18 protein-coding genes are annotated in these 23,864 nt (G+C 40.0%); 15 read left to right on the forward strand and 3 right to left on the reverse strand.

Translation table 11 applies throughout. From position 1 onward, the window contains the following. The first annotated feature begins 17 nt into the window (after positions 1-17). The 3 genes from bhn_RS04070 (at position 18) to bhn_RS04080 (ending at position 2,999) form a co-directional block, all read left to right on the forward strand. On the forward strand, positions 18-575 hold the full coding sequence (locus tag bhn_RS04070; RefSeq protein WP_071175484.1) for a GtrA family protein: 558 nt from the start codon (positions 18-20) through the stop codon (positions 573-575). Between the two features lie 153 nt (positions 576-728). After that, a complete protein-coding gene (locus bhn_RS04075; RefSeq protein WP_071175485.1) occupies positions 729-1,469 on the forward strand; it encodes a nucleoside/nucleotide kinase family protein in 741 nt (246 codons plus the stop codon). Positions 1,470-1,487: 18 nt separating this feature from the next. Then, positions 1,488-2,999 carry a DHH family phosphoesterase gene (locus bhn_RS04080; RefSeq protein ID WP_071175486.1) on the forward strand — a complete coding sequence of 504 codons (1,512 nt, stop codon included), beginning with the start codon at positions 1,488-1,490 and terminating at the stop codon, positions 2,997-2,999. Between the two features lie 45 nt (positions 3,000-3,044). Here bhn_RS04080 and bhn_RS04085 read toward each other — a convergent pair whose 3' ends face one another. Next, complete coding sequence (locus tag bhn_RS04085) at positions 3,045-6,179, reverse strand: toll/interleukin-1 receptor domain-containing protein (RefSeq protein WP_071175487.1); 3,135 nt, start codon at positions 6,177-6,179, stop codon at positions 3,045-3,047. Between the two features lie 157 nt (positions 6,180-6,336). On the opposite strand from bhn_RS04085, the gene bhn_RS04090 reads away from it, so the two are divergent. Beyond that, positions 6,337-6,972 carry an endonuclease III domain-containing protein gene (locus bhn_RS04090; protein WP_071175488.1) on the forward strand — a complete coding sequence of 212 codons (636 nt, stop codon included), beginning with the start codon at positions 6,337-6,339 and terminating at the stop codon, positions 6,970-6,972. Positions 6,973-7,032: 60 nt separating this feature from the next. Next, complete coding sequence (locus bhn_RS04095) at positions 7,033-7,299, forward strand: hypothetical protein (protein WP_148661910.1); 267 nt, start codon at positions 7,033-7,035, stop codon at positions 7,297-7,299. A gap of 403 nt (positions 7,300-7,702) precedes the next feature. Here the strand turns inward: bhn_RS04095 and bhn_RS04100 are convergent, their stop codons facing one another. Both bhn_RS04100 and bhn_RS04105 read right to left on the reverse strand, forming a co-directional pair. Continuing rightward, the gene (locus tag bhn_RS04100) at positions 7,703-8,002 is read right to left on the reverse strand and encodes a hypothetical protein (protein ID WP_071175490.1); all 300 of its coding nucleotides are present in this window, start codon (positions 8,000-8,002) and stop codon (positions 7,703-7,705) included. A gap of 168 nt (positions 8,003-8,170) precedes the next feature. Next, the gene (locus bhn_RS04105) at positions 8,171-9,067 is read right to left on the reverse strand and encodes a PDDEXK family nuclease (protein ID WP_071175491.1); all 897 of its coding nucleotides are present in this window, start codon (positions 9,065-9,067) and stop codon (positions 8,171-8,173) included. A gap of 633 nt (positions 9,068-9,700) precedes the next feature. On the opposite strand from bhn_RS04105, the gene leuS reads away from it, so the two are divergent. The 10 genes from leuS (at position 9,701) to bhn_RS04155 (ending at position 23,843) form a co-directional block, all read left to right on the forward strand. Further along, positions 9,701-12,130: a leucine--tRNA ligase gene (gene leuS / locus bhn_RS04110; protein WP_071175492.1), complete on the forward strand. Its 2,430-nt coding sequence runs from the start codon at positions 9,701-9,703 to the stop codon at positions 12,128-12,130. A 324-nt stretch (positions 12,131-12,454) separates the two neighbouring features. Beyond that, positions 12,455-16,273, forward strand: coding sequence for a hypothetical protein (locus tag bhn_RS04115; RefSeq protein WP_161487292.1), 3,819 nt, complete (start codon positions 12,455-12,457; stop codon positions 16,271-16,273). Between the two features lie 14 nt (positions 16,274-16,287). Continuing rightward, positions 16,288-17,097 (forward strand): PP2C family protein-serine/threonine phosphatase, encoded by an 810-nt coding sequence (locus tag bhn_RS04120; protein WP_071175494.1) that lies wholly within the window; start codon positions 16,288-16,290, stop codon positions 17,095-17,097. 9 nt (positions 17,098-17,106) lie between these two features. Further along, positions 17,107-18,792, forward strand: coding sequence for a serine/threonine protein kinase (locus bhn_RS04125; protein WP_071175495.1), 1,686 nt, complete (start codon positions 17,107-17,109; stop codon positions 18,790-18,792). Positions 18,793-18,809: 17 nt separating this feature from the next. Then, the gene (locus bhn_RS04130; protein WP_071175496.1) at positions 18,810-19,229 is read left to right on the forward strand and encodes a hypothetical protein; all 420 of its coding nucleotides are present in this window, start codon (positions 18,810-18,812) and stop codon (positions 19,227-19,229) included. Positions 19,230-19,290: 61 nt separating this feature from the next. Further along, on the forward strand, positions 19,291-20,661 hold the full coding sequence (locus tag bhn_RS04135; protein WP_161487293.1) for a diguanylate cyclase domain-containing protein: 1,371 nt from the start codon (positions 19,291-19,293) through the stop codon (positions 20,659-20,661). Then, positions 20,645-22,288 (forward strand): sensor domain-containing phosphodiesterase, encoded by a 1,644-nt coding sequence (locus bhn_RS04140; protein WP_071175498.1) that lies wholly within the window; start codon positions 20,645-20,647, stop codon positions 22,286-22,288. Before bhn_RS04135 ends, bhn_RS04140 begins: the two co-directional genes overlap by 17 nt. Further along, positions 22,288-23,025, forward strand: a complete 738-nt coding sequence (locus bhn_RS04145) for a hypothetical protein (RefSeq protein WP_071175499.1) — start codon at positions 22,288-22,290, stop codon at positions 23,023-23,025. The genes bhn_RS04140 and bhn_RS04145 overlap by 1 nt, the downstream gene beginning before the upstream one ends. Before the next feature lie 218 nt (positions 23,026-23,243). Further along, on the forward strand, positions 23,244-23,492 hold the full coding sequence (locus bhn_RS04150; protein ID WP_071175500.1) for a hypothetical protein: 249 nt from the start codon (positions 23,244-23,246) through the stop codon (positions 23,490-23,492). Positions 23,493-23,645: 153 nt separating this feature from the next. Beyond that, entirely contained in the window at positions 23,646-23,843 is a 198-nt protein-coding gene (locus bhn_RS04155; protein ID WP_071175501.1) for a hypothetical protein, read from the forward strand. The last annotated feature ends 21 nt before the right edge of the window (positions 23,844-23,864 follow it).

Raw genomic sequence — 23,864 nt, forward strand, 5'->3', positions numbered from 1 at the left:
TTGGAGGATTTATTATTATGAAGTGGTGGAATGATTTTGCAGAAAAACACCCAAAGGCAGCCCAGTGGATCAGAGAAGGCGGACTTTTCGTGATCGTATCTAACGTGATCACAGTGTTCAAATATCTTATCCTGCAGTTCCTGCCTTATGCATTTAGAGGACTTGGAGATAGAGCCTTTGGATGGCCAGGCATTCCAGTGAATTTATTTGGAGTTGGTTTTAAGTGGAACATTCTTGGTTATGATACAGCTCAGGGCGGCCTTGCTTATTTTGCAGCATACATGGTAGCTATGGTTATTGGTGAGGTTGTAAACTTCCCTATCCAGCGTAACTTCGTATTCCGCAGTAAGGGTAAGGTATGGTATCAGGCTATGTGGTACTTCCTTGCATTTTGTGTGATCACATGCATCGTTAATTCTATCAACTGCGTGTGGGTAGCTGTTGCAGGTCAGTTTGTACCTGACTTTGTTTACAATATCGGTACAACAGTCCTTAACGGCGGCGTAAGTATGGTGATCTTCTTCTTTGTTAACAAGATCATCTTCCCAGAAGGCGAAGCTAAAAAAGAGGCATAAAAATAAACTTTAGGCTGGCGGTCCCAACCGCAGGCTGTTAGGCAAAAAATCCTTGTATCTACGGGCTATTCCGTATGGTACAAGGATTTTGCATTAACAGGAAAAATCATATAAAATTGTAGGAACTAAAAATATGAAGGCGAGTTTTTGTTTATGGAATATAAGGCAAATATCAATGGTATAGATATTGAAGTTACTTATAGTCAGGAATCTATAGACAATATTTTTGTCCCTCTTTTGCATGAGCTTTCCAAGATGCATGATGACAAAAAGAGAAGGATACTGGTGATGCTTGCTGCTCCTCCAGGAGCTGGTAAGAGTACGCTGGTGAGCTTTTTAGAAGAGTTGTCAAAAGAGATAATTCCGGGCAAAAAGGTACAGGCCATAGGTATGGATGGCTTTCACAGGAGGCAGGAATATCTTTTGACACACAAGACCACCGTGAATGGCAGGATGATTCCTATGGTTGATATCAAGGGGGCACCTGTAACCTTTGACAGTGACGCACTTAGGAGCAAGATCCAGGAGGTCTGCAGGGAAAAGAGCTGCAAATGGCCGATCTATGACAGGCTCCTTCATAACCCTGTTGAAGATGCTATAACAGTTGATGGTGATATTGTACTTCTGGAAGGAAATTACCTTTTAGCTGATATTGATGGATTTAGGAATCTATCAGAGTTTGCTGATTATACCATTTCAATTTCTGCTGAGGAAGAGCTTCTGAGGAAAAGACTTATAGATAGGAAAGAGGCTAGTGGCAACACTAGGCAGAAGGCTGAAAAGTTCGTTGATTTTAGTGATATGGCCAATGTAAGACTTTGCCTTACTAAGACAAGGAAAGCAGATCTTGAGCTCCTGATTGACACTGATACCTGTGAATATAAGCTAAAATGATTTATAGAAAGATAGTTTATGAAGTTAAGAGATTTACTTGCGTTTAATGATATTGTGATCCAGTGCCATGATAACCCTGATGCAGATGCACTTGCTTCGGGATATGGACTGTATTTGTATTTTAAAGATCAAGGCAAAAATATTAGATTCATCTACAGAGGAAATAACAGGATAAAAAAGAGTAACCTGATGATTATGGTGGACGAGCTTCAGATTCCTGTTGAGTACGCCCCTTCTTTTGATGAAGAGGTGGAACTTCTTCTGACAGTGGACTGCCAATATGGTCAGCGAAATGTCACTATGACCAGGGCACAGACTATAGCAGTTATTGATCATCATCAAAAGACTGTGGAGCTTCCAGAACTTTCAGAAGTCAGAAGCAGTGTAGGAAGTGCTTCAACCATAGTGTGGGACATGCTTATGGATGAGGGCTATGAGATCGATATGAAGCTTTCCACAGCTCTTTATTACGGATTATACTGTGATACAAATAAGTTTTCTGAGGTTTCCCATCCTCTTGACAGGGATATGATGGATGAACTTGTGGTAAACAGAAGTCTCATTGTGAAGATGCGAAATTCCAATATGTCTCTGGATGAGCTCAAGATCACTGGAAAGGCCATACTCGGATATGAGTTTTTTGCCGAAAAGAAGTATCTTATCATAGAATCTGAGCCCTGCGACCCGAATATTTTAGGGGTCATGAGCGATTTTTCCCTTGAAACAGAAGGAGTTGACGTGTGCATTGCCTACTATGTAGGAAAGGATGAGATCAAGTTTTCAGTCAGAAGCTGCGCAAAAGAAGTGCATGCAAACGAGCTTGCATTCTTTCTTGCTGAAGGTGTTGGCGGTGGCGGAGGACATATCTACAAAGCAGGTGGCACCATGAGACCTGAGCTGGTGGCAGGCAAACAAACACAGGTCCAAGGCTCTTTTCAAGATGGTGCTGAATGGTACATAAAGCACAAGATGGAAGAGTACTTTGATAGCTATGATGTGATCATTGCAAGGAATACTTTGCTTGATACATCCTCCATGGACAGATATGTTAAGATCCCTTGTAAAAGAGGCTGTGCCAAGCTTACGGATATTTTCCCAGAGAATACCAGGGTTTCTATCAGAACCCTTGAGGGTGACATAGACATCACAGTTAATGATCAGCTTTATGTGATGATAGGAATAGAAGGCGAGATATATCCTATCGATGCCAGGAAGCTTAAGAGAAGCTATTCTTTGGCCAATGAGGGGTATGATGTGAATCTTGAGTACAATCCGACTATTAAGGATTGTGCTTCCGGTGAAAAGAAACAGATTTTGGCTTATGCCAGGACCATAATCCCAAGGGATGATCATTCTGTGATATTTGCTTCTCGGATAAAAAAGACTGTGAAGATCTTTACTATGTGGGATGAGGAAAAATATTATCTGGGAAATCCCGGAGATTATATTGCTTGTCGCGAAGACGACCTTCATGACATATATATCATCAAAGAAAGACTTTTTGATCAGCTCTATACTCGTAAAAAATAATATAGGGACGGCTTTTTGCCGTCCCTTTTGGTTTATCTTTTTATTTTATCCTATACCATACATAGCTTTCTTGTTTGCAGGCATTTCTGTATCTTGAATAATATTCTGGGCCTTATTTATAAGGTCCTCAGTTGTATAGTGCTTGAAGTATCCTATATATCTTTCCTTTGAATCAGAATAAGACGAAGTGATAAAGGTATCTGTAGGAATGTGGTGTCCAAGACAAGCCTCTATAACCGTTGTCTCATACCAGGAATTTAGATCTATGATATCTACGAGCTTATCCATTGTTACATAGAGGCAACCATTTTCCTGATCAAACTTGAAAGTCGCTTCAGATGAGTCATTTGCGTAGGTTGAGAGATCACTGGTTGCTATATAAGTACAGTCATTTGACATATATCTTGCAAGGGATCCGTTTGAGTACGCCACGAGGAGTGTTTCGCCCTGGTTGGGGTCATCATAGAATGTCATTCCAAGTGGTGGTACATGTTCACAGTCTATTTCTCCAAGGAGCTCGCCTTCGATACTTTTAACAATGATTACTTCATCATTAGAAAATGCTATCTTGTCCCCTTTGCTGGTTACAGCTATGCTTGTAGTTCCGCTCCATTCCTCAGGAAGAGTTATTTCAAAGCTCTTTTTATTTTCAAGATCGATTATGTAGTTCTTGTCGTCAGTATCGCCAATGAAATAAGCAAGGTGTGAGTTATCAAAGAACTGAAGCGATTTGCAGTAAGTTAGTTCTAGTCCCTCGATCGGGATCACTTCCTCTTTTCCTGTATCAAGGTCAAGTAAGTAAATTCCACATGACTTGTAATCTTCTGTCAAAAAGTACGCTATCTTATTGTCTACAAGACCACAGCAGATATCCATTGGAGTGTAATTATCTGTAAGCTCTTTTTCTTCTGTTTCCTTGGTCACAAGGTTATAACTTACTAACTTAAGATAATCTGCAGTGTTTCCTGAAATGTACTCATTATATACAACATAAAGAACCTTGTTATAAGTGCCTAATATCTTGAATCTGTATGGGGCTACGGTGTCGCTAAGTGTAATGGTGGTTTTGTAGGTCTTATCGTTTGGATCTAATATAGCAAGATCTGTTCCATCGCCGTTGTCATAGAGAAGGGCCAGCACATCATCATCTAAATAATGAGAAGAGCTAGGCGAATCAGTAGCCTCACAATTAGTAAATTTAGTCCAGTCCTCGTCGCAGACGTTTACACCATAGCTGATAATATCGTGGCTATAAGTCTGATGAGTGTAGTAAGCACCATTTACATGGACTTCATCAAGCTTGTCGGTAAATCTGTCTATTGAGGCTACACCCTTTGAACCTGATCCCAAAGTAGTTGGCATTACAGTAGCACCTGAGCGGACAACATAAAGAGGTACGCCATCTCCGTCGTTATCACTTGCATCAATGATAGAGTCTGTAAGATGGTGATTTTCGATCACTTCTCCTGTTTCACAGTCATAGATGCTTCCGGCATTACCAGCGTGATAGAGAACTGTGCCATTCGCAAGTGGGAGGAAAGAGCTGTCATATTCTACATCATCACAGACAAATTCCTGAGTCCATTTCTGAGTAAGGTCCTCAGAGGAGTAGCAATATATCTCAGAAAAGTCATCGGTAGTAAAGGTGTAATAATTGTATCTTGTGCTTCCATCACCAAAGTTACCTGTATGGCAGGCAAAGAAAATATTGTTATTACCATCGAAGGTGATACTTGTCAGACTACAATCTCCTATGAGTTCAGATTTTAGCTCTTTAGTCTCCATATCATATACACAGAGATAGTAATTATTGTTTTTAAAGACGTCATCCGATTTCTCTTCTTTTGGGGCACTCATGGAAAAGGCCAGTTTGGTCTTGTCATCAGAAAGAGTCAGCGATGAAGCATATTCTAATATATCTCTGTTCTCAAGAAAGGTTGAAGTGCTTATTTCTGAGCCGTCATCTATAGAACACTCCATTAATTCACCGCTTTTGAAAGCAATGAGGAGTGAGTTGTCAGTATATTTAAATACGGAAGGACCGTAGGAATCCTGGAGGTCTTTTTTCCACAGAAGTTCTCCAGAATTAAGGTCATAGAAATAGAATGCCTTGTCTGAATATATCGAGATCTTATCAGAGTTAAAAAACTCATAGGTAACATCATAATCGTCAAAGTTCAGTGAAAGTATCTGCTTGTGAGATGCTGTATCCCAGACTGTAATGCAACAGGCATCATCTACCGCTGCCAGCTTAGTTCCATCACGTGAGATCTTAAAGGATCTTACGATGTTAGGCATTGTGTAGTTCCAGTTGGCACTGATGCTTGATCCTGAAAGTGAAACGTAGGCATAGGATGCCTTGGTTATTGCCTTAACAGCTTCAGGAGTTACAGGCATTTCACTGTTTTCTTCTGTTGGAAGAGCAGCAAGTGCAAGATGTATAGCGTCGATTCTGTTGGCGTCACTGAATACAGTCGTGGACTGGGTTGCCAAGAATCTGGACTGGCTACGCAGAGACTCGATGTAGTTCTGGTGGATCAAAGTTCTGCTATAGAGCATATATCCTGAAAAACCGATCGTAAGTGCCATTGCGCCTGCAAAGATGGCTGTCATCCTGCGCATCTTGTACTGACGATGTCTGTTCATAAGTTCGTCATATGAGCAGCCGATAAGAGCAGCAGCCAGACGAGGAAGTTCTTCTGCTCTTGCTTTTTTAAGCGGAAGTCTGAAGTCGCAGGAAAGGGGCTCTAATGGAACTTCGATGGTTTTTGTCTCACCATTTTCGTCTACGACATTTCTTTTACCGGTTAAAAGCATTTTGGGAATAACGTCGTAAGGCTCACCATCTGCAAGTACAGTAAGGACCTGGTTCATTGTATGGTTTTGCAGGAAGGTCTCAATTTCTTTTTCTACCCAGGTTGATTTGCAGGTATTGGTTGAACAGATGACAATAAGATAATCAGCGTTTTTTAGAGCTTCTGAAATAGTGTCATTAAGGTCGTTTGTAATAGGAAGCTCATCCTTATCTCTGAAGATTCTGTCGATCTTTTTGATACCAGTCGATTTCTGGATCTTCTTTGGAATGTGATAATGCTCAAGACCACGTACGATCTCGGCGGCTACTTTGTTGTCGAGATCAGCGTGCTTGTAAGAAATAAAAGCGTTATAATAGTTGATCATGTTACTCCTCCCATAGGAATTTTGATGAAATTAATTGCAAAATTCCTTAAAGCGTTAGCTCGGAATATGATAGCATAAAGAGGAAAGTAATGAAAGAATTGTTATGCTAATTTAACATATGCAAATTTGCTATATTTTGCAAAATAAGGAATGGTCTATGACAAAGAAAAAACTGGCACTGGAAGTAATAGAGAGATTGAAAAAAGAATACCCTGATGCAGTGTGTACACTGGCTTATGACAAGGCCTGGCAGCTTCTTGTAAGCGTGAGACTTGCTGCTCAATGTACTGATGCCAGAGTTGATATGATAACACCTCTTTTATATAAAGAGTTTCCAACTGTTGAGGCTCTGGCAAAAGCTGATGTGGCTGATATAGAGAGGATCGTGCGCCCATGTGGTCTTGGCAATTCCAAGGCAAGAGATATATCAGCCTGTATGAAGATCATTCATGAGAAATATGGCGGAAATGTACCAGACAATATGGAGGAACTGCTGGCTCTTCCTGGAGTTGGAAGAAAGAGTGCCAACCTTGTTTTGGGAGATGTGTATGGTAAGCCTGCTATCGTTACAGATACTCATTGCATCAGGCTTAGCAATCTGATCGGACTTGTTGATAATATAAAGGATCCTGCCAAGGTGGAAAAAGAGCTTTGGAAGATCATTCCTCCAGAAGAGGGGAATGCGCTATGTCACAGATTTGTTACTCATGGAAGAGCTGTGTGCGTCGCCAGGAGACCTGACTGCGAAAAGTGTTGCCTTAAGGACATTTGCAAATATGGGAAAAATTTATAAATTTGTTTATAAAAAGGTTAGTTGACGTATCTACCCTCACTATTTACAATAATTGTAAGTATGGAACTATGTGTATTGTCCTTTTTCACAGGATTGCACAAGAAAGGTGCATTGCTTATGGATTCAAATGGACTTAGTGCTGAACAGCAAGCTTTATTAGCGAGCATCATGGGAAAGTCATCTCAGGCAGGTGGAGGTGGCGGTTTTTCTCCTGCGAATGTTCCTCCTGCAGGTGGAGCAGCTCCGGCAGCACCTTCTGGCGGTGATCCTGGCAAGATGCTCAGCCAGGCAGAGATCGATGCTCTTATAGCTTCTATGGGAAAGTGATCACACGGTATTATTTATAGTCAAAATGTATGCCCCCTTTACTATCCGGTAAAGGGGACTTTTGTGTGTGGGGCGTGGAGGGGGACGCCATGAACGGCCCCGTGGGTGTGGGAGGGGCGTGACGCTTATTTCAAGAGGGTGTGGGGACTCGTGGCATGTGATTAGGCGGTTTTGAGAATTTTACATGTCATTTTAGTTGATTTGAAAATAAAATAGCATGTCTTTTGATAAAAATATCAAAATAGACATGCTAATATAACAAATTATCTCAAAAAATGACATGTAAAAAAGAAAGTTCCACAAGTTTACATGCCGAAGCCTGGGCAAGAAAAGAAATAAATCATGCCGAAGCCCAGGTAATAAAAGAAATAGAACAAGTTCAAGTACAGAGCGTGGATAATTATCACATGGGCACGATTACAAGTTTTTGTGGATCGACATGTCTTGATTCACCCTTGCGTCCTCGGCATACTATGCCCTGTTCTATATTGATCAGTTCCGCATGAGCTTTCATTGCTTCCATGATTTGGCTTGCAGCTGCTTCGTAATCCTTGGCTTCCATTGGAATTACGTAATCATGATTAAGGTGTTCAGTTGATATGACAGCTGATTTATATCTTGTATCATATCTGATTCCCTGAAATGTGCATATTTCAGTATTCAACATTCCGTTACTATCAGCGCATTGCATGGCAATATACATAATTCACCTCATTTCTACAAAAGAAAAAAGTGTCTCTACTTATTAATGATAATACATCCGCGCTTAATTGACAAACACAATATCTTGCATTTTTGTAAAAAAATAATCCGGAAAAATACTAAATGATGAAAAATCTGAAGAGAAAGTAAGAGATTATTGAGCAATTTATTATAGGAGATAATTTTTGATCGTTGCCTGTATTATCCTTGAATCCAGAGGCTGTTTTGCTGTCTCAAAGGTGACGATCAGCTTTTTGCCAGGCATATATCCTTTAAGCTCATAATCTTGCAGCTTTGCGTAGTTCTTTCTAAGATATCCAATATCATCCATCATTCCAAAATGTTCCCATATAAATTGCTCGCGGGTGCGCTTGTTAAGGCACAGAAAGTCAGGGTATATAGTCTCATTGCGGATTAGCTGCATAGGAACTTCGTATTTGTAGGGGATATCATACTTATCAAGCATGTTCGCAATATTGACTTCACTTTTAGAGCGCACTCTTTCATTTTTATTTGTTAAAAAAACTGTCTCTTCAATAATACTTTTTTTTTCATAAGGGATTTCATTCCACATTTTGAAGTAATCAGAATCAGGTATTGCGTAGGGGTTGACCAATATTTTGCGGAAGCTGGGTAGTTTATCATAGATTGATTCTAGTGGAGTTTGATCAAGCTTTATAAGAGGATATAAAAGTTTTAATTCACGCTTTATCGTGGTTGATAATTTTTTTAGATAGCTCTTTTGAGCAAGAGATTTTGCAATGTCAATTTCACTTTCCTTAATATATTTGCGAATGACAGGCGAGCATTCATCGGCACTTTCAGGCTGATTCCAGTAATACTGATATTTGGAACCGTGCTTGGTTGAGCCAAGTGTACCTGCTGGCATTTTCTTCATGTGTACATTGCAATCATTCAGGATCGCTTCTAAATATTTGATACGCTCTCTCGCAAGTGCCTGTAATTGAGGCATGCTTTCCTTTGGAACAAGATTCTTGCCATTAAAAGAGCCGTAGTTAAAAGGCTGTTTGTTGGTTACTTTATTAGAATGGTATTTTCTATCCATTGATTCTCCTTTTTGTTGATAAGTTTGTGTTTTTCATTATCTTCTCCTTTTCGTTGATGAGTTTATGTTTTTCATTATTTTCTTTTTCATTGGGGCTTACTTTTTCAGTATTTGTTGTGACTTAGCTATCCTGTTTTGAGCATAGGATAGCAAGCTTTAGGATTATATGAAAACATGCAAACTAGCCTATATTCAAGTACCTACATGCCATTAGAGAGCACTAAATGCGCCAGATGGCATGTCTTTTCTCAAAAAAGAAAAAGACTACATGCTAGTTATAAAAAAATAAGTGGAAAATGGCATGTGTATGAGTGGAATTCATGAAAAATACATGCCCCAAGCTGTGAAAAGCCGTAAGATAAAATAGCAAGTCCCAAGCTGTGAAAAGCCGTAAGATAAAATAGCATATCCAAAGCTGCGAAAACCGCAAGATGAAATCGCAGGTCGCTAAAATATAAGAAACAAAATCCGAGCATTAACAAGAAGCGAAACCTCGCTGAGAAGTAAGTATACTTCATAGAATAAAAATAGTAAATCACTAAAAGTGTAATCCTCCTCATTTTGTTTGACATCAATTTCACTTGTGGTAAAATTTTGTAGTATATATGCTAACAAGAAAGAAGGATTAGGTTTATGTCAGAAGTTTATAACCATCATGCGATTGAGAAAAAGTGGCAGAAGTATTGGGAGGATCACGAAACATTTAAGACAGATGTTTGGGATTTTAGTAAGCCCAAGTATTATGCCCTAGATATGTTCCCATATCCATCAGGAGTAGGACTTCATGCTGGACATCCAGAAGGATACACCGCTACTGATATAATGTCTCGTATGAAGCGTATGCAGGGTTATAACGTTCTGCATCCTATGGGATACGATTCTTTTGGTCTTCCTGCAGAGCAGTATGCTGTTACAACAGGTAATCACCCTGCCGGATTCACACAGAAGAATATAGAGACATTCTCTAAGCAGCTTAGAGAACTTGGATTCGATTATGATTGGTCCAAGATGATAGCGACAAGTGATCCAAAGTTCTACAAGTGGACACAGTGGATCTTCAAGAAGTTATATGAGGCTGGATATGCCAAGCACATTGATATGCCAGTTAACTGGTGTGAGGAACTTGGAACAGTTCTTTCAAACGATGAGGTTATTGATGGTAAGTCAGAGCGTGGTGGATATCCTGTTGTTAAGAAGATGATGAAGCAGTGGGTTATCGATCAGCAGGCTTTTGCTGAGGAACTTCTTGATGGTCTTAACGAGATCGACTGGCCAGAGTCAACTAAGGAGATTCAGCGTAACTGGATTGGTAAGTCAACTGGTGTAGAAGTTGATTTCAAGATTGTAGGTGGCGGAGATTTCTCGATTTTTACTACATGTATTGAGACTATCTATGGTATTACATTCATGGTACTTGCTCCAGACGGAGATATCGTTAAAGGACTCATGGACCGTGTTGAGAATAAAGAAGAGGTTCAGGCTTATATCGATGAAACTCTCAAGAAGAATGATCTTGATCGTACAGACCTTAACAAGACTAAGTCAGGATGCCCACTTAAGGGAATCTATGCTATCAATCCAGTAAATGGTAAGGAAGTGCCAGTATTTATCGGTGACTTCGTACTTGCAAGCTATGGTTCAGGTGCGGTTATGGCTGTTCCTACTCATGACCAGAGAGACTTTGAGTATGCACAGGTTCACAACCTTCCACTTATTCAGGTTATTAATAACGCTGAGGGAACAGTTGATGTTTCTGAGCATGCATTCGAGAAGCAGGATTACCTTGGAAAGGGCTATATCCTTGAAAATTCTGAGGAGTTCAACGGCCTCACTGTTGAGGAAGCCAAGAAGGCTATCACAAAGAAACTCGTTGATATGGGCGTTGCAAGAGAAAAGGTTAACTACCACTTCCGTGAGTGGATCTTTGCTAGACAGCGTTATTGGGGTGAGCCAGTTCCTTGCGTATACAAGGAAGACGGCAGCATTGCATTCCTTGATGACAGCGAGCTTCCAGTAGTATTGCCTGAGCTTGAGGACTATAAGGGACGTAATGGTCAGGCTCCACTTGAGAATGCAACTGAGTGGAAGGCTTATAACAAGAACGGACTTAAGGGCACAAGAGAAACATCTACAATGCCTGGTTCAGCTGGATCATCATGGTATTACATGAGATATATCGATCCTGATAACGACAACGAGTTTGCAAATCAGGAGCTTTTAAAGCACTGGATGCCTGTTGACCTTTATGTTGGTGGCCCAGAGCATGCAGTAGGACACCTGTTATATTCACGTATTTGGAATCGCTTCCTTTACAACAATGGCCTTTCTCCAGTAAAAGAGCCATTTAAAAAGCTCGTTCATCAGGGAATGATCCTTGGTGAGAATGGAATCAAGATGGGTAAGCGTTTCCCAGAGTTCGTTGTTAACCCAAGTGATATCGTTCGTGATTATGGTGCTGATACTCTTAGACTTTATGAGATGTTCATGGGACCTTTGGAAGTTTCCAAGCCATGGAACTCTAACAACGTAGTTGGTGCTAGAAAGTTCATCAACCGTGTATACACATTCTTTACAGAACCTGCCAATATCACAGATGACAATAATGGCAACCTTGAGAAGGTTTACCATCAGACAGTCAAGAAGGTTACAAGTGATTTCGAATCTCTTGGTTTCAACACAGCTATTGCGCAGATGATGATATTTGTAAACGCTGTTTATAAGGAAGGCAGCTGCCCAAGAGAGTATGCTGAGAATTTCATCAAGATGCTTTCATGTATCTGCCCACACGTTGGAGAAGAAATATGGCAGATCCTTGGACATGACAATACTATTGCCTTTGAGCCATGGCCTACATATGATGAGTCCAAGTGCGTAGAGGATACAGTTGAGATTGCAGTTCAGATCAACGGTAAGGTTAAGGCTACTTTGAATATTGGCAAGGAAGATCCTAAGGATGAAGTAATTGCTAAAGGAAAAGAGCTCATTGCAGATAAGCTTGATGGCAAGACTATTGTAAAAGAAATCTATGTTCCAGGCAGAATCGTAAATATTGTTGTTAAGTAATAAGCATAGTTACTATGATAAAGATTAATTGTTAACTATATTTTAACAAACTTACTGCTACATATAGTAATCCAAATAATTAGCACACCAGATGAAGCTACATCTGGTGTGCTTTTGTGTATATATATGAAATATTAACAAATTAAAATCAAGATAAATCGTGTAATTACGACTAAAATTATTGCAGTACTTGTAACAATACGATATAATACAAATGTTTTATTTGGCAATTAAATTTCAATTTATATAGATTTCTTTGCAACATTTACAGAAGAGGGGACTGTATTAAGTGTAGAGAACTTGCTTTGTAGGAGGAGAACTACAGTGAACCGGGGACATAGGTCGCCTTTTTGTAAAGGTTTTATTTTGGTATGCGCTATACCAATCATATTATGGAGCAATTTTGCTACTGTCTTTGTATTGGCAGGAGAAAATGGCGGAGATCCAAATAATAATCCACCAATTGAAGAACCTGCTGATGACAAAAAAATAGAAAACCCAGAAGAAAAACCGGTAGAAAAACCAGTGGAAAAGCCTGTTGAGAAAACAGGAAAAGAAGAAAAAAAGGTAGAAGAACTGGAAGAACCAGAAAAAAAGCCTGAAGAAGAACCTGTTGTTGAGGATAAAGCTGCTCCAGTTATTTCTGATGTAAATTTTGGGAATGCCAGCTCTTTTACAGACTCACAGAGCCAGACAGTTTATTATGCCGATTCAAAATGCCCACTTGAGATTTTAGCCAAGGTAGAGGACCTTGAACCAGAAGATGAGTCTTATGATGCATCTGGGGTTGATGCAAACCAAGTTTATGTTGTCTTTGCTGATGACTCTGTTGCCCTAATGGAGGCAGAGGAAAATATAGAAGATACATATTCATGGGTTCCTGAAGAAAATGCATATCGTAACTACGAGATCAAAGGAATCCGTGCAACTGATAATGCTGGTAATACCTCAGAAATAACAGTAAATAGAAGAATCTGTTATTATAATGCGGAAGAGGATGCGGGTAATATAACTATTTCTGTTACATCGGACGGAGACTGGTATTCTGTGTCTGCTAATGGAGGAGCTGTTCCGGAGATCACTGTAACAGCGCAGACGGTAAGAGAACTGGATTCAGTTTGCATTTCAGACATAGATTCAAATGCGATAGATGTTCAGAAGTCTTATGAAAACGGAATCTATAAGCTCACAGCAAAAGCAAATGTTAAAAACATTGAAGGCAAATCTGATTATGTGGTAGCCTACAAGTTTTGCGGAGATGAAGCATCGCAGCAGATTGGAACTCTTAGCTGCAGTATTGATAACACCGCCCCAACAGCTGTTGTTACAGTTGAAGCAGAAACTGTAGAGAATGAAAAAAATCTACTCAAAAAACTGAGTAAAAAGGTAGTGAGCTTTTTTAACAGAAAAGTAGACGTTCTTATTTTTGTTCCTGCAAACTGCGATGATAAAGATGCTAACGGCGATTGTGCTACTCTTAGCGGCCTCAAATCTGTGACCTATACAGTAAATGGAACAGAAAAAGAGAAGTCTGTTAGCGAAGATGACCTTAGAACAGTTGATAATAAAAATGCAAAAGGATCCAGTCAGTACTATGTAATTACAGAGACACTGGATACCAGTGCAGAAACTGTATATGAATTGGAAGTCACAGCTCTTACTGATAATGCCGGCAATGTAGCCTACAGTTCAGAGGGCAAGATTGAAGATGGCAAAGGCGAATTTGTTATTGATAAGACAGGGCCTGTGATCGCAATCGACAATATCAAGAACCCGGACGCAGGTGAAGATTATGCGTTTTTCCAGGATGGAATTCAGGGAACAGTTACTATAACTGATTTTGACATAGATGAAGATTCTGTTTCTTTTGATAAGCCAGAAGGCGAAGAGCTTCTTTATGATGCTAAGATACTGGTTCCAACTATGACTGCAGAGTCTGAGGAATATCTTGCAAACCTAGGCAGCATGGATCTTGTTACTCGTTTGGAATACAGCTATAGCACTGATGAAGACGGCGTTTATGTTATTTATGCTTCAGCAAAAGACCTGATGGGACATGGAAATTCATGCAGGACAAAATATCTGGTGATAGATAGGACAGCCCCTGAAGTAAATGTAGAGTATAGTTTTGGTGATCCTGCAGGTGAAAATGAGACTTACGTTAATTCAAATGCAACTATCACAGTAAATATCAAGGACAGATGGCTTGATACTGAAAGTTCAGTAGTTAAGGTTAAAAAGATAAGCATTGACGGCAGCGAACAGACAACTGAACTTAAAGAGTTTGAGGGCGAACTGGGACAGGAAGATTGGAAACTTTCTTTTGTAACAGAGGGTGATGGCATATATCAGGTATCTGTAGAAGCTGTAGACCTTTGCGGAAATGGACCATCTACTGTAGAAGACCCGGGATTTACTGTTGATACAACAGCTCCAGATGTTGAGATGGAGATCGATAACAACGAGCCAATGAATGAGAAGTACTATAACAAGGCAAGAACAGCCAGGATTACAGTTACGGATCTTTCATTTGATCAGGAGGCTTCTAAACCTAAATTAGAGCAGAAGTATGGCACTGCCAACGAGAGCGAATGGGCACAGACTGGTACTTTTACTTATGAAAAGACAATTGAATTTAATAAAGACGGTGTCTACACCTTTGATATTGGATGTAGTGACAAGGCTGGCAATAGCTCAGAAGTTCTCCATGAAGATGAGTTTGTAGTAGATACGACAGCCCCAGAAATTAAGGTTACCTATGACAAGGAAGAAGGACATAACGAGAAGTACTTCAAAGACACCAGAATTGCTACAGTTGGAGTAAAAGATCTTTCATTTGACGGAAAGCTTGTAGAAGTGGGCATTCAGCCGGTTGAAGATGGCGGAACACTTCCAAAGATCACAGGATTTGCTACTACAGAAGATCTAAGCACTGGTTATATGACCTTTGACCAGGATGGAACATACGGATACACTATCAAGTGTACAGACCTTGCAGGAAACGTATCTGAGACTTATATGTCAGATGTTTTTGTGATCGATAAGACTGCTCCAGAAGTTTCTTTTGAAGGAGTAGCTAATTTCTCAGCTAATAATGGGACAGTTGCGCCTACAGTATCCTATGTAGACAAGTACATGGATATGGAAGCAACAAAGGTCACATTGACAGGTGCAAACAACGGACCGGTTCAGACAGGAAGTGTGGTAAAGCCTACAGAGAATGGATTTGTCGCATCATTTAGTGACTTTGCTCACGAAAAACAAATGGATGATCTCTACGTTCTTGAGGCAACTGTTGTAGATATGGCTGGAAATGAGACCAAAGAGGAACTTGTGTTTTCTGTAAACCGCTTTGGTTCTGTATTTGTTCTTGGTGATGGAACAAAAGTCCTCAATGATCAATACTACATTAATGATCCAAAGGATGTGACCATAACTGAGATCAATGTAGATACTCTTACATACAAAGATGTTAACTTAACTCGCGATGGAGATATCATCGAGCTTGCCAAGGATAGAGATTATACAGTTAGTCAGCAGGGTTCAGATACTACCTGGAAGACTTATACATACACAATTCCTAAGGAAAACTTTGAAGTTGATGGCGTTTATTCAGTAACAGTTTACACAGAGGATAGAGCTACCAATACTCAGGATAATAAGTCAAAAGATGCAGAGATAACCTTTGCTGTAGATAGAACAGCACCAAGTATTGTAACTGTTGGCCTTAAGGAAGGCGAGCAGTATAAAGAATCAGCTCATGAATTTTTAGTTGATGTAACTGATAATATGGGTGTTAAATCGCTGACGGTCTATATTGATGGACAGATTGTTCAGAATTATTCTGGCGAAGAGCTTGCTCAGGCAGGTTCAACAGTAAGCGCGACAATTAATGAATCAGATGAGACACATACTGTTACTATCATTTCTGAGGATATGGCAGGAAACAAGGAAACTCTTGTTTACAATGGAATTTTAGTTTCAACCAAGGAAACTATTGGCTCAGGAGATGACGGCAATGGTGGTCTGCCAGAAGTGCTGGGAGTGACCAAGGGTGCATATGTAGCATTGATTATTGTTCTTAGTACTACAGGCGCAGGACTTGCGACAGGCGCCGGAATATTGATGTTTAGAAAAAGATGACATCGGAAGGCTTTATGGATACAAAAATAAGCATCACAACAGATAAAGGCACAACTAAAGAGGTTAACCAGGATTCTACTATGGTTAAGGTGGCAAGTACTGCACAGTACGGCAAGATAGTTATGGGTGTTCTTTGCGACGGAATGGGTGGACTTACCCAGGGAGAAGTTGCAAGCGCAAAAGCCGTAGAACTCATGGGAAAATGGTTTGTTGAAGGGCTGCCTATGACCCTGTATCATAAAAATGTTACAGAAAGACTTGATAGAACAGAAACTCTTGATATAATATCTGAGATAATTCGTGGATGGCAAACTTTGGCGTTAGATATTAATGCCGAGATATTGGACTATGGCAATCAGCATAGATGCATGCTTGGAACTACCATGGTCGCCCTATTGGTCATTGGTGATGAATATGTCATCATGAACATCGGAGACTCCAGAGTTTATGGCTCTTCTAATGGAGAAACAGTTCTTTTAACCCATGATCAGAGCGTTGTTCAGGATATGATAGACAAAGGCATGATGACTGCTAAGGAAGCAGAGAATAGTCCACAAAAGAGTGTGCTTCTCCAGTGCCTTGGAGTATCAGAGAATGTAAAACCTCAGATGGTAAGAGGCAAGATAGAACGAGGACAGGAATTTGTTCTATGTTCAGACGGCTTTTGGAGAGGACTTACGCAAGGCGAACTTAACAGTTGCCTTTCTCATCCAGGTAGTGCCACAGAAGATGATATGAAAAAAAACCTCGATCGTTTAGTTGAGATACTCAAAAAAAGAGGCGAAAAAGATAATATTTCAGTTATAAACATTTGTATAGAATAAAGGAATGCTATGTTAGAGATTGGAAGTATAGTAGGCGGCAAGTACAAAGTGCTTAGTGTCATCGGGCAAGGTGGCATGAGTACAGTGTACCTGGCTATGAATGAAAGGGCTAATAAGCCCTGGGCTATAAAGGAAGTTAGGAAGGATGCAGTAGCTAATTACCAGACTGTCAGACAGAGTCTTATTACTGAGACAGATCTGTTAAAAGAGCTATCACATCCTTTTTTGCCCAGTATTGTGGATGTTATTGATGAGGATGGCGGATTTCTTATCGTAATGGATTATATTGAGGGTAATACTCTTGAAAAAGCGCTCAAACACATGGGTGCGCAACCACAGGAGTATGTAATCGAGTGGGGTATCCAGCTCTGCGAGGTTTTAGAGTACCTTCATACCAGAAAGACTCCTATCATCTACAGAGATCTTAAGCCTGGAAATATTATGCTCAGACCAAACGGTACTATCACGCTTATTGATTTTGGTATCGCAAGAGAGTATAAAGAGGCCAAGGCTGGAGATACATCATACCTTGGAACTCGTGGATATGCTGCTCCAGAGCAGTTTGGCGGAATGGGACAGACTGATGCAAGGACAGATATCTTTTGCCTGGGCGCAACACTGTATCATCTGGTAACAGGACACAACCCAAGTGAACCACCTTATGAGTTCTATCCAATCAGATACTGGAATCAGCAGCTCTCACCAGGACTTGAGTACATCATCAGCAAGTGCGTTCAGAGTAATCCTGATGACAGGTACAATTCCTGCGCTGAAGTCATGTATGATCTTCAGAACTACAGGGAACTTGAAAAAGGATATAAAAAGGAAGCTAAGATAAGTGTTCTCATATTTGCTGCAATTATTGTGCTTTCTCTTTTCACTGCAACACTTAGCGTTAATTTCCAGATAAAGAGCAGAAAGCTTGCTAACGCTTATTATCAGCATTATATTGCTGAGGCAAAGGGTACTGCTGATGAAAGCGAGGCGGCGAACCTGTATGCCAAGGCTATAGCAGAAAAACCAACGGATGTGGATGGCTATTTTGAGCTGATCGATAACCTTCTTTTGGCTGATGATATCCTTTCAAAGGAAGAGGATGAAGAGCTTAGAAAGATACTTATTTCACCTGTAGGCAAGACTACAGTAGAGGGTGCGCTATCAACAAACAAGCAGGCTTATTCTGAGGTGGCCTACAGACTTGGTATCGCATATTTCTATTGCTATGACGATGTTGGCAACAAGCAGCTTGCTGCAAAGTGGTTTCAGATCGTAAATGACAATGGTGGACTTTCAAAAGACAAGCAGGAAAGAGCTTTTAGACTTGGCAAGATCTGTCAGTACTATTCATCGATCGGTACTGAGTTCAAAAGTGGAGACAAGGTTATAAGTTACAGAGAATACTGGGATGATCTTGTGGCTATTTCTGATGGAAATATTGCAGAAGTGGATAACCCCACAACAGCCCTTGTGATCTATAGGGAGGTTGCTGCTCAGATATATAATAATGCTGCTAAGTTTATAGAAGCAGGTGTAACTTATGATGAGATGTCAAAAGAGATGGATACTCTTTTAGCACATATTGATGAGGATATTCTGACCAGATATGACCTGACTAATAGTACGAAGGAACTTGTAAGCAAGACACAGAGAAACTTCACGGCTGCAAAGCAGGCGCTGGATCAGGTAGGAAAGTGATCAGATAAGGAAAAAATATGAGTAATATTGAGTTTTACAATCTCATGTCAATTATAATGGCTGCAATGTCTCTTATTATGCTGGTATTGGCTATCGTTATGTGGATCAAGCTGGATATCAAGCACTATATCTCTGTCCTTACAGGATCAGAGGCCAGAAAATCCATTGAAAAGATAAGAGAGAATGCGCAAAACGGCGGAGTTCATGCAGATCTTTTTGGCAAGGATAACAAAGCAAAGATTTCATGGAATACTTCTGAAGGTCTGAGTGGTACCACAACTGAGACTCTTTTTAAGAACCTTGAGGATCAGGCACTTAAGGACAAAAGCTATGCAACTACTGCGCTTTTAAGTAGTTCCGATTATGCCACAACAGTGCTTGAAGCTATCAAGGATTCTGAATTTGTAGTTGAAAGAGAAATAGTAAATAAGGGCTGAGTTTTAATTACCTGTAATTATGGTATAATTAATTACGTTGAATCGTTTTATCATGGAGGAAATGATGTCAAAAAAGCGTAGTATAACAATTGGTCTTGTGACCTTTGTATTAGCTCTTATTGCCACAACTGTTATTGGTGTTATCTATCTGAGCTCAGTTGCTTCAACCAGAAGAGAAAGAGCTGCTTTTATGGCAGGAAATATTGCTAATCGTATAGAAGCTGAGATCAAGAATAGAGATTACATAACAAGACTCCTTGAGATTGAAGTTAAAAATGCTAACGGAGCCCTGACGCAGGAGAGATTCTACAAGGTTGGAGAAGCTTTATTTGACGATTATCTTGATGTTGTAGATATTTCCATTGCTCCTGGTGGAATCGTAACTTATGTATACCCACTTCAGAGTGCTTATACGGAGAGAAAGAATCTTTTCGATGATAATTTTGAAGGGGTGTATTTAGACAATAGCAAACAGACAGGTGTTGGAATAATACTGGCGCCTGTAAAACTTCCTGATGGCAGCTATGGCATCATCATCAGGAGGCCTATTTATCTTGGGGATGGCAGAAATAATGGGGACTTTTGGGGATTTGCCTCAGTTACCATTAGTCTTTCGTCCTTTCTTTCTGATGTGAATATTAGCGGAATAGCTGATGAAGGCTATGAGTACAAGCTGATCGGCAACGATGTCATCACAGGCGACAGCAGGATCATCATGGAGTATTCAGAAAAAGCTCTTGCGACCCCTGTTGAAGCTATGATCAGCACAGTAGGCGGTGGATATTGGACTCTTGAGCTGTCTCCTTTGGGTAACTGGATGGAGGCTTATGAGATATTGTCTGCCTTTGGAATCATTTTGATCATCAGCATTTTGTTTGCTCTTAATATGGCAGCATTCTCTTCACTTAAGGCTAATACCAAGGAACTTGAGGTTATGTCTTATAGAGATGCTCTTACTAATCTTTATAACCCTAGAAGTTATCAGGAGCACATGGAGGAATTATCCAAAAAGAAGCTTCCATATGGCCTGATCTTTATAGATCTGAATGATTTCAAAAAAGTTAATGATACCTACGGACATGAGACTGGCGATGCACTACTTAATATTGTAGCCAAGAGACTTCAGAACAGCATTAGAGAAAAGGACAGAGCATTTAGAATTGGCGGCGATGAATTTGTAGTAGTTATTCATGGAACCCATGACAAGAGATTTTATGAGAATGTTATTTCTCGTATGAGACAGAATGTGGCAAGAAATGTAGTAATAGGGGATATTACACTTCGTGGTTCCATAAGTGCGGGCTATGCACGCTGTCCAGAGGATGGAACAAAGTTTGAGGATGTAGTGAAAAAAGCTGATGATGCTATGTACAACAACAAACGACTAATAAAAGCATCAAGAAACGGGGCAGCTAATGGGCGGAACCTATGAAACCATCAACAGAATCTTTGATACCTTTGCTGTAACTTCAAGAAGTAGATATGTCTACGTTTTTGATATGGAAAAGAATATCTCCAGGTGGTCACAGAATGCAGTGGACTACTTTGGACTTACTGGAGAGTACATATACAATGCAGCTTCTGTGTGGGAAAACAGGATTCATCCTGATGACAGAGACAAGTATGCTGAGTATATAAAAGAGTTCTACTCAGGGGTTAAGACAGATCCAAATATCGAGTACAGAGCCAAGAACAAAAATGGCGAGTATGTGATCTGTGCCTGCAGAGGAGTTGTTATCAAGGATTATGCGGGCAAACCGGTTTTTTATGCATGTTCAATAATCAATAAGGGTATTGTGGACAATAATGATCCAATTACTCTTTTACCAAATCAATATGAAATGCTAAATGAGATGAGACAGTATAAGGCAGCAGGAACGCCTTATTCTATCCTTCTCATAAACTTTATAGATTTTAGTGATGTCAACAGACGATATGGATACATGATAGGTAACAGTATCCTTCGAGCTATGGCTACTAAGCTTACCCAGGAGGGAAATGGACGTGGTAAGGCTTACAGAGGCGAGGGTACTATAATTGCTTATGTCACCAGGCAGATGGACATCGAGGAGCTGAAAAAACTCTATGGCAGAATGAGGTCCTTTACCAGAGATTCTCTGAAGATAAATGGCAAGAAGGTTGGAGCTGAGATCGGCGGCGGAATAATATGCGCCACAGATACTACCGTTGATGAACATGCCATATACACCAGTGCTAAATATGCCCTTGACTATTCCAAGACGCAAAAACATGGCAATCTTATCATTTACAACAATGACCAGCTTGATACCAACAGGGGCAATATAGAGCTTGTTGATGCTATCAGAAATAGCGTGCTTAACGGTTTTGGAGGCTTTTTCCTTGAATATCAGCCCATTTTTTCAGCTGCAGGTAAGAATCTGGTTGGTATGGAAGTATTTGTCAGATGGGAAAGAGAGCCCTTCGGAGAAGTGGCACCTTCAGAATTTGTGCCATGGCTTGAGCAGGATCCGGTGTTCTTTTTACTTGGAAACTGGATATTGGAAAACGCACTTAAGGATGCACTCGAGATCAGACGAGGTAAAAGAGATTTTTTCCTAAGTGTAAACCTGGCCTTCATGCAGCTTGAAAGGTCAGAATTTAGAACTACACTGATCGACATTTTAAGAAAAATAGGATATCCGGCAACCGGCTTATATCTGCAGCTGACTCAGAGCAGCAGGCAGCTTGGAATGGAACATTTAAAGAGCCAGGTAGAATTTTTGAAGTCCTGTGGACTCAAGATCGGGCTGGATGTCTCGGATTTTGGAACTCTTGATCTTGTAAGGCATTTGCCTATTGACCTGATAAATATTGCACCTTCCCTTACAGGAGGAATGGAGGATAATCCTACCACCAAATACATGGTAGAGACTATTACAGGTTTCACTCACAGGCTTAATATCAGAACCTGCTTTTCTGGAATTGAGGATGAAGAGACGGAGAAGATGGCCAGTGCATATCCAATATCAGATGTGATGGGATATTACTTTGGCAGGCCTTGTAGAATACAAGAATTTATGGAGAAGTATCTTAAGTAATGAGCAGGACATTTCGCTACATTCAGAATGATGACGTGCTTAAGTCTTTCAAAGAGTTTAGAGATTCTATTCTTTCTGAAAGGCCTGTTGTTATTGCGCGTCATGGAGATTACTCTCTGTATTTGAGAAGCTTGTCTCATGACACATTGGGACTTACTATCGAAAATACAGCCAAGAAGATTGTAGTTGAAAGCCGCAATTACGAAGTCAAGAATACTACAGATGCGCTAGTTTCAAGAGGCGTCAGACATGCTATTCAGAAGATGGCTGAACTTAGCGACGAAGAGACCAACAGGAAGCGCTTGCAGATCTGGAAATGGTACATTATGGACTGGCAGCAAAAGAATCCTGAAAAGAGACAGGAAATGATGAACAAGGAAATGGAATGGAAGGATGATGATGCTGAAGCAAACGAAGAAATGCTTGATTTTGAGACCTTCCTTCACAGAGAGTATCTGAATCTTGGAAATACACTTGCACTGATAAATGAATATCTCAAGGAAGAGAAGTATAGAGAGATGTTCACTAAATTCGCTATCGAAGACATTATGGAGATGACAAGCGAAGATACTAGGGATAAGTCTATTGCAGAGGCTGAAAGGCTTGAACAGGCTGGCGGTCACAAGAAACATACCTATCAATTTACCGTTAGCGTTGAGGCAACCGACAAAGAACACGCAAGACAGGCGCTTTTAAACTACCTTGCTGGAGATGAGCGAATTAGAGTGCAAAAATAAACAATTAGAAATTAATTTTCAATAAATCAATTAATAAAAATTTAATAATTTAACTCGATAAAGTATCTACCATTTCATAGGGGTTAGGTATATAATGTACCCATTAAATGATTTTTTGGTTTCAGGACACAATAGGTTGAGGGGCCGTTATAAATTGTTCCTGGTTCGTCAGTTCATTTAATGAAAAAATATTTCTTATGAGATGGAGGAATTAAATAATGAGACGTTCCGCAAAGACTAAAACAGGCATGAGTCAGAGCTGCATAGAGATCATGACTGATGCTATCAAGGCAAAGGAGCAGAACTTATCATACGGCAAATTTAAAGCTCTTGATTTGCTCGGAGCTGATGGCCTGCGTGATGACGAGTATCAGTCAGAGTATACAGTTCATACAACTGACCTGGTACGCAGAAAAGAGCAAACAGAAGAAAAGAAAGCTGTTGCCTTTGTTAAGGTAAGAGTGTGAGATAAAAACTACAACTGAATATGGATAATAAGCTGTTAAGGATTAATTCTTTAACAGCTTTTCTTTGCTATTTTTTGATAAAAATATGGACTATTTTTTTGGAATATTTATGGTATACTAACTCATTGGCAAGAAGACAAGAAAGGAAATGTTATGAACATTCATTTATGTAAAGGTGATGAGACACTTGATCAGGCACTTGAATATATCAATGAGCATGATAGTGAAGGCAGGAGATACACCTTCGATAAAGAAGCTGACAGATGTTATATCGGCGATGAAGCTTTTGTAAATGCTCCAGTCATCATCAATTACAAAAACAATTACTGGGCACTGCATATAGCAGAGTAATTGATCATAAATTATTTAAGT

This window comes from Butyrivibrio hungatei (genome assembly GCF_001858005.1).
Taxonomy (GTDB): domain Bacteria; phylum Bacillota; class Clostridia; order Lachnospirales; family Lachnospiraceae; genus Butyrivibrio; species Butyrivibrio hungatei.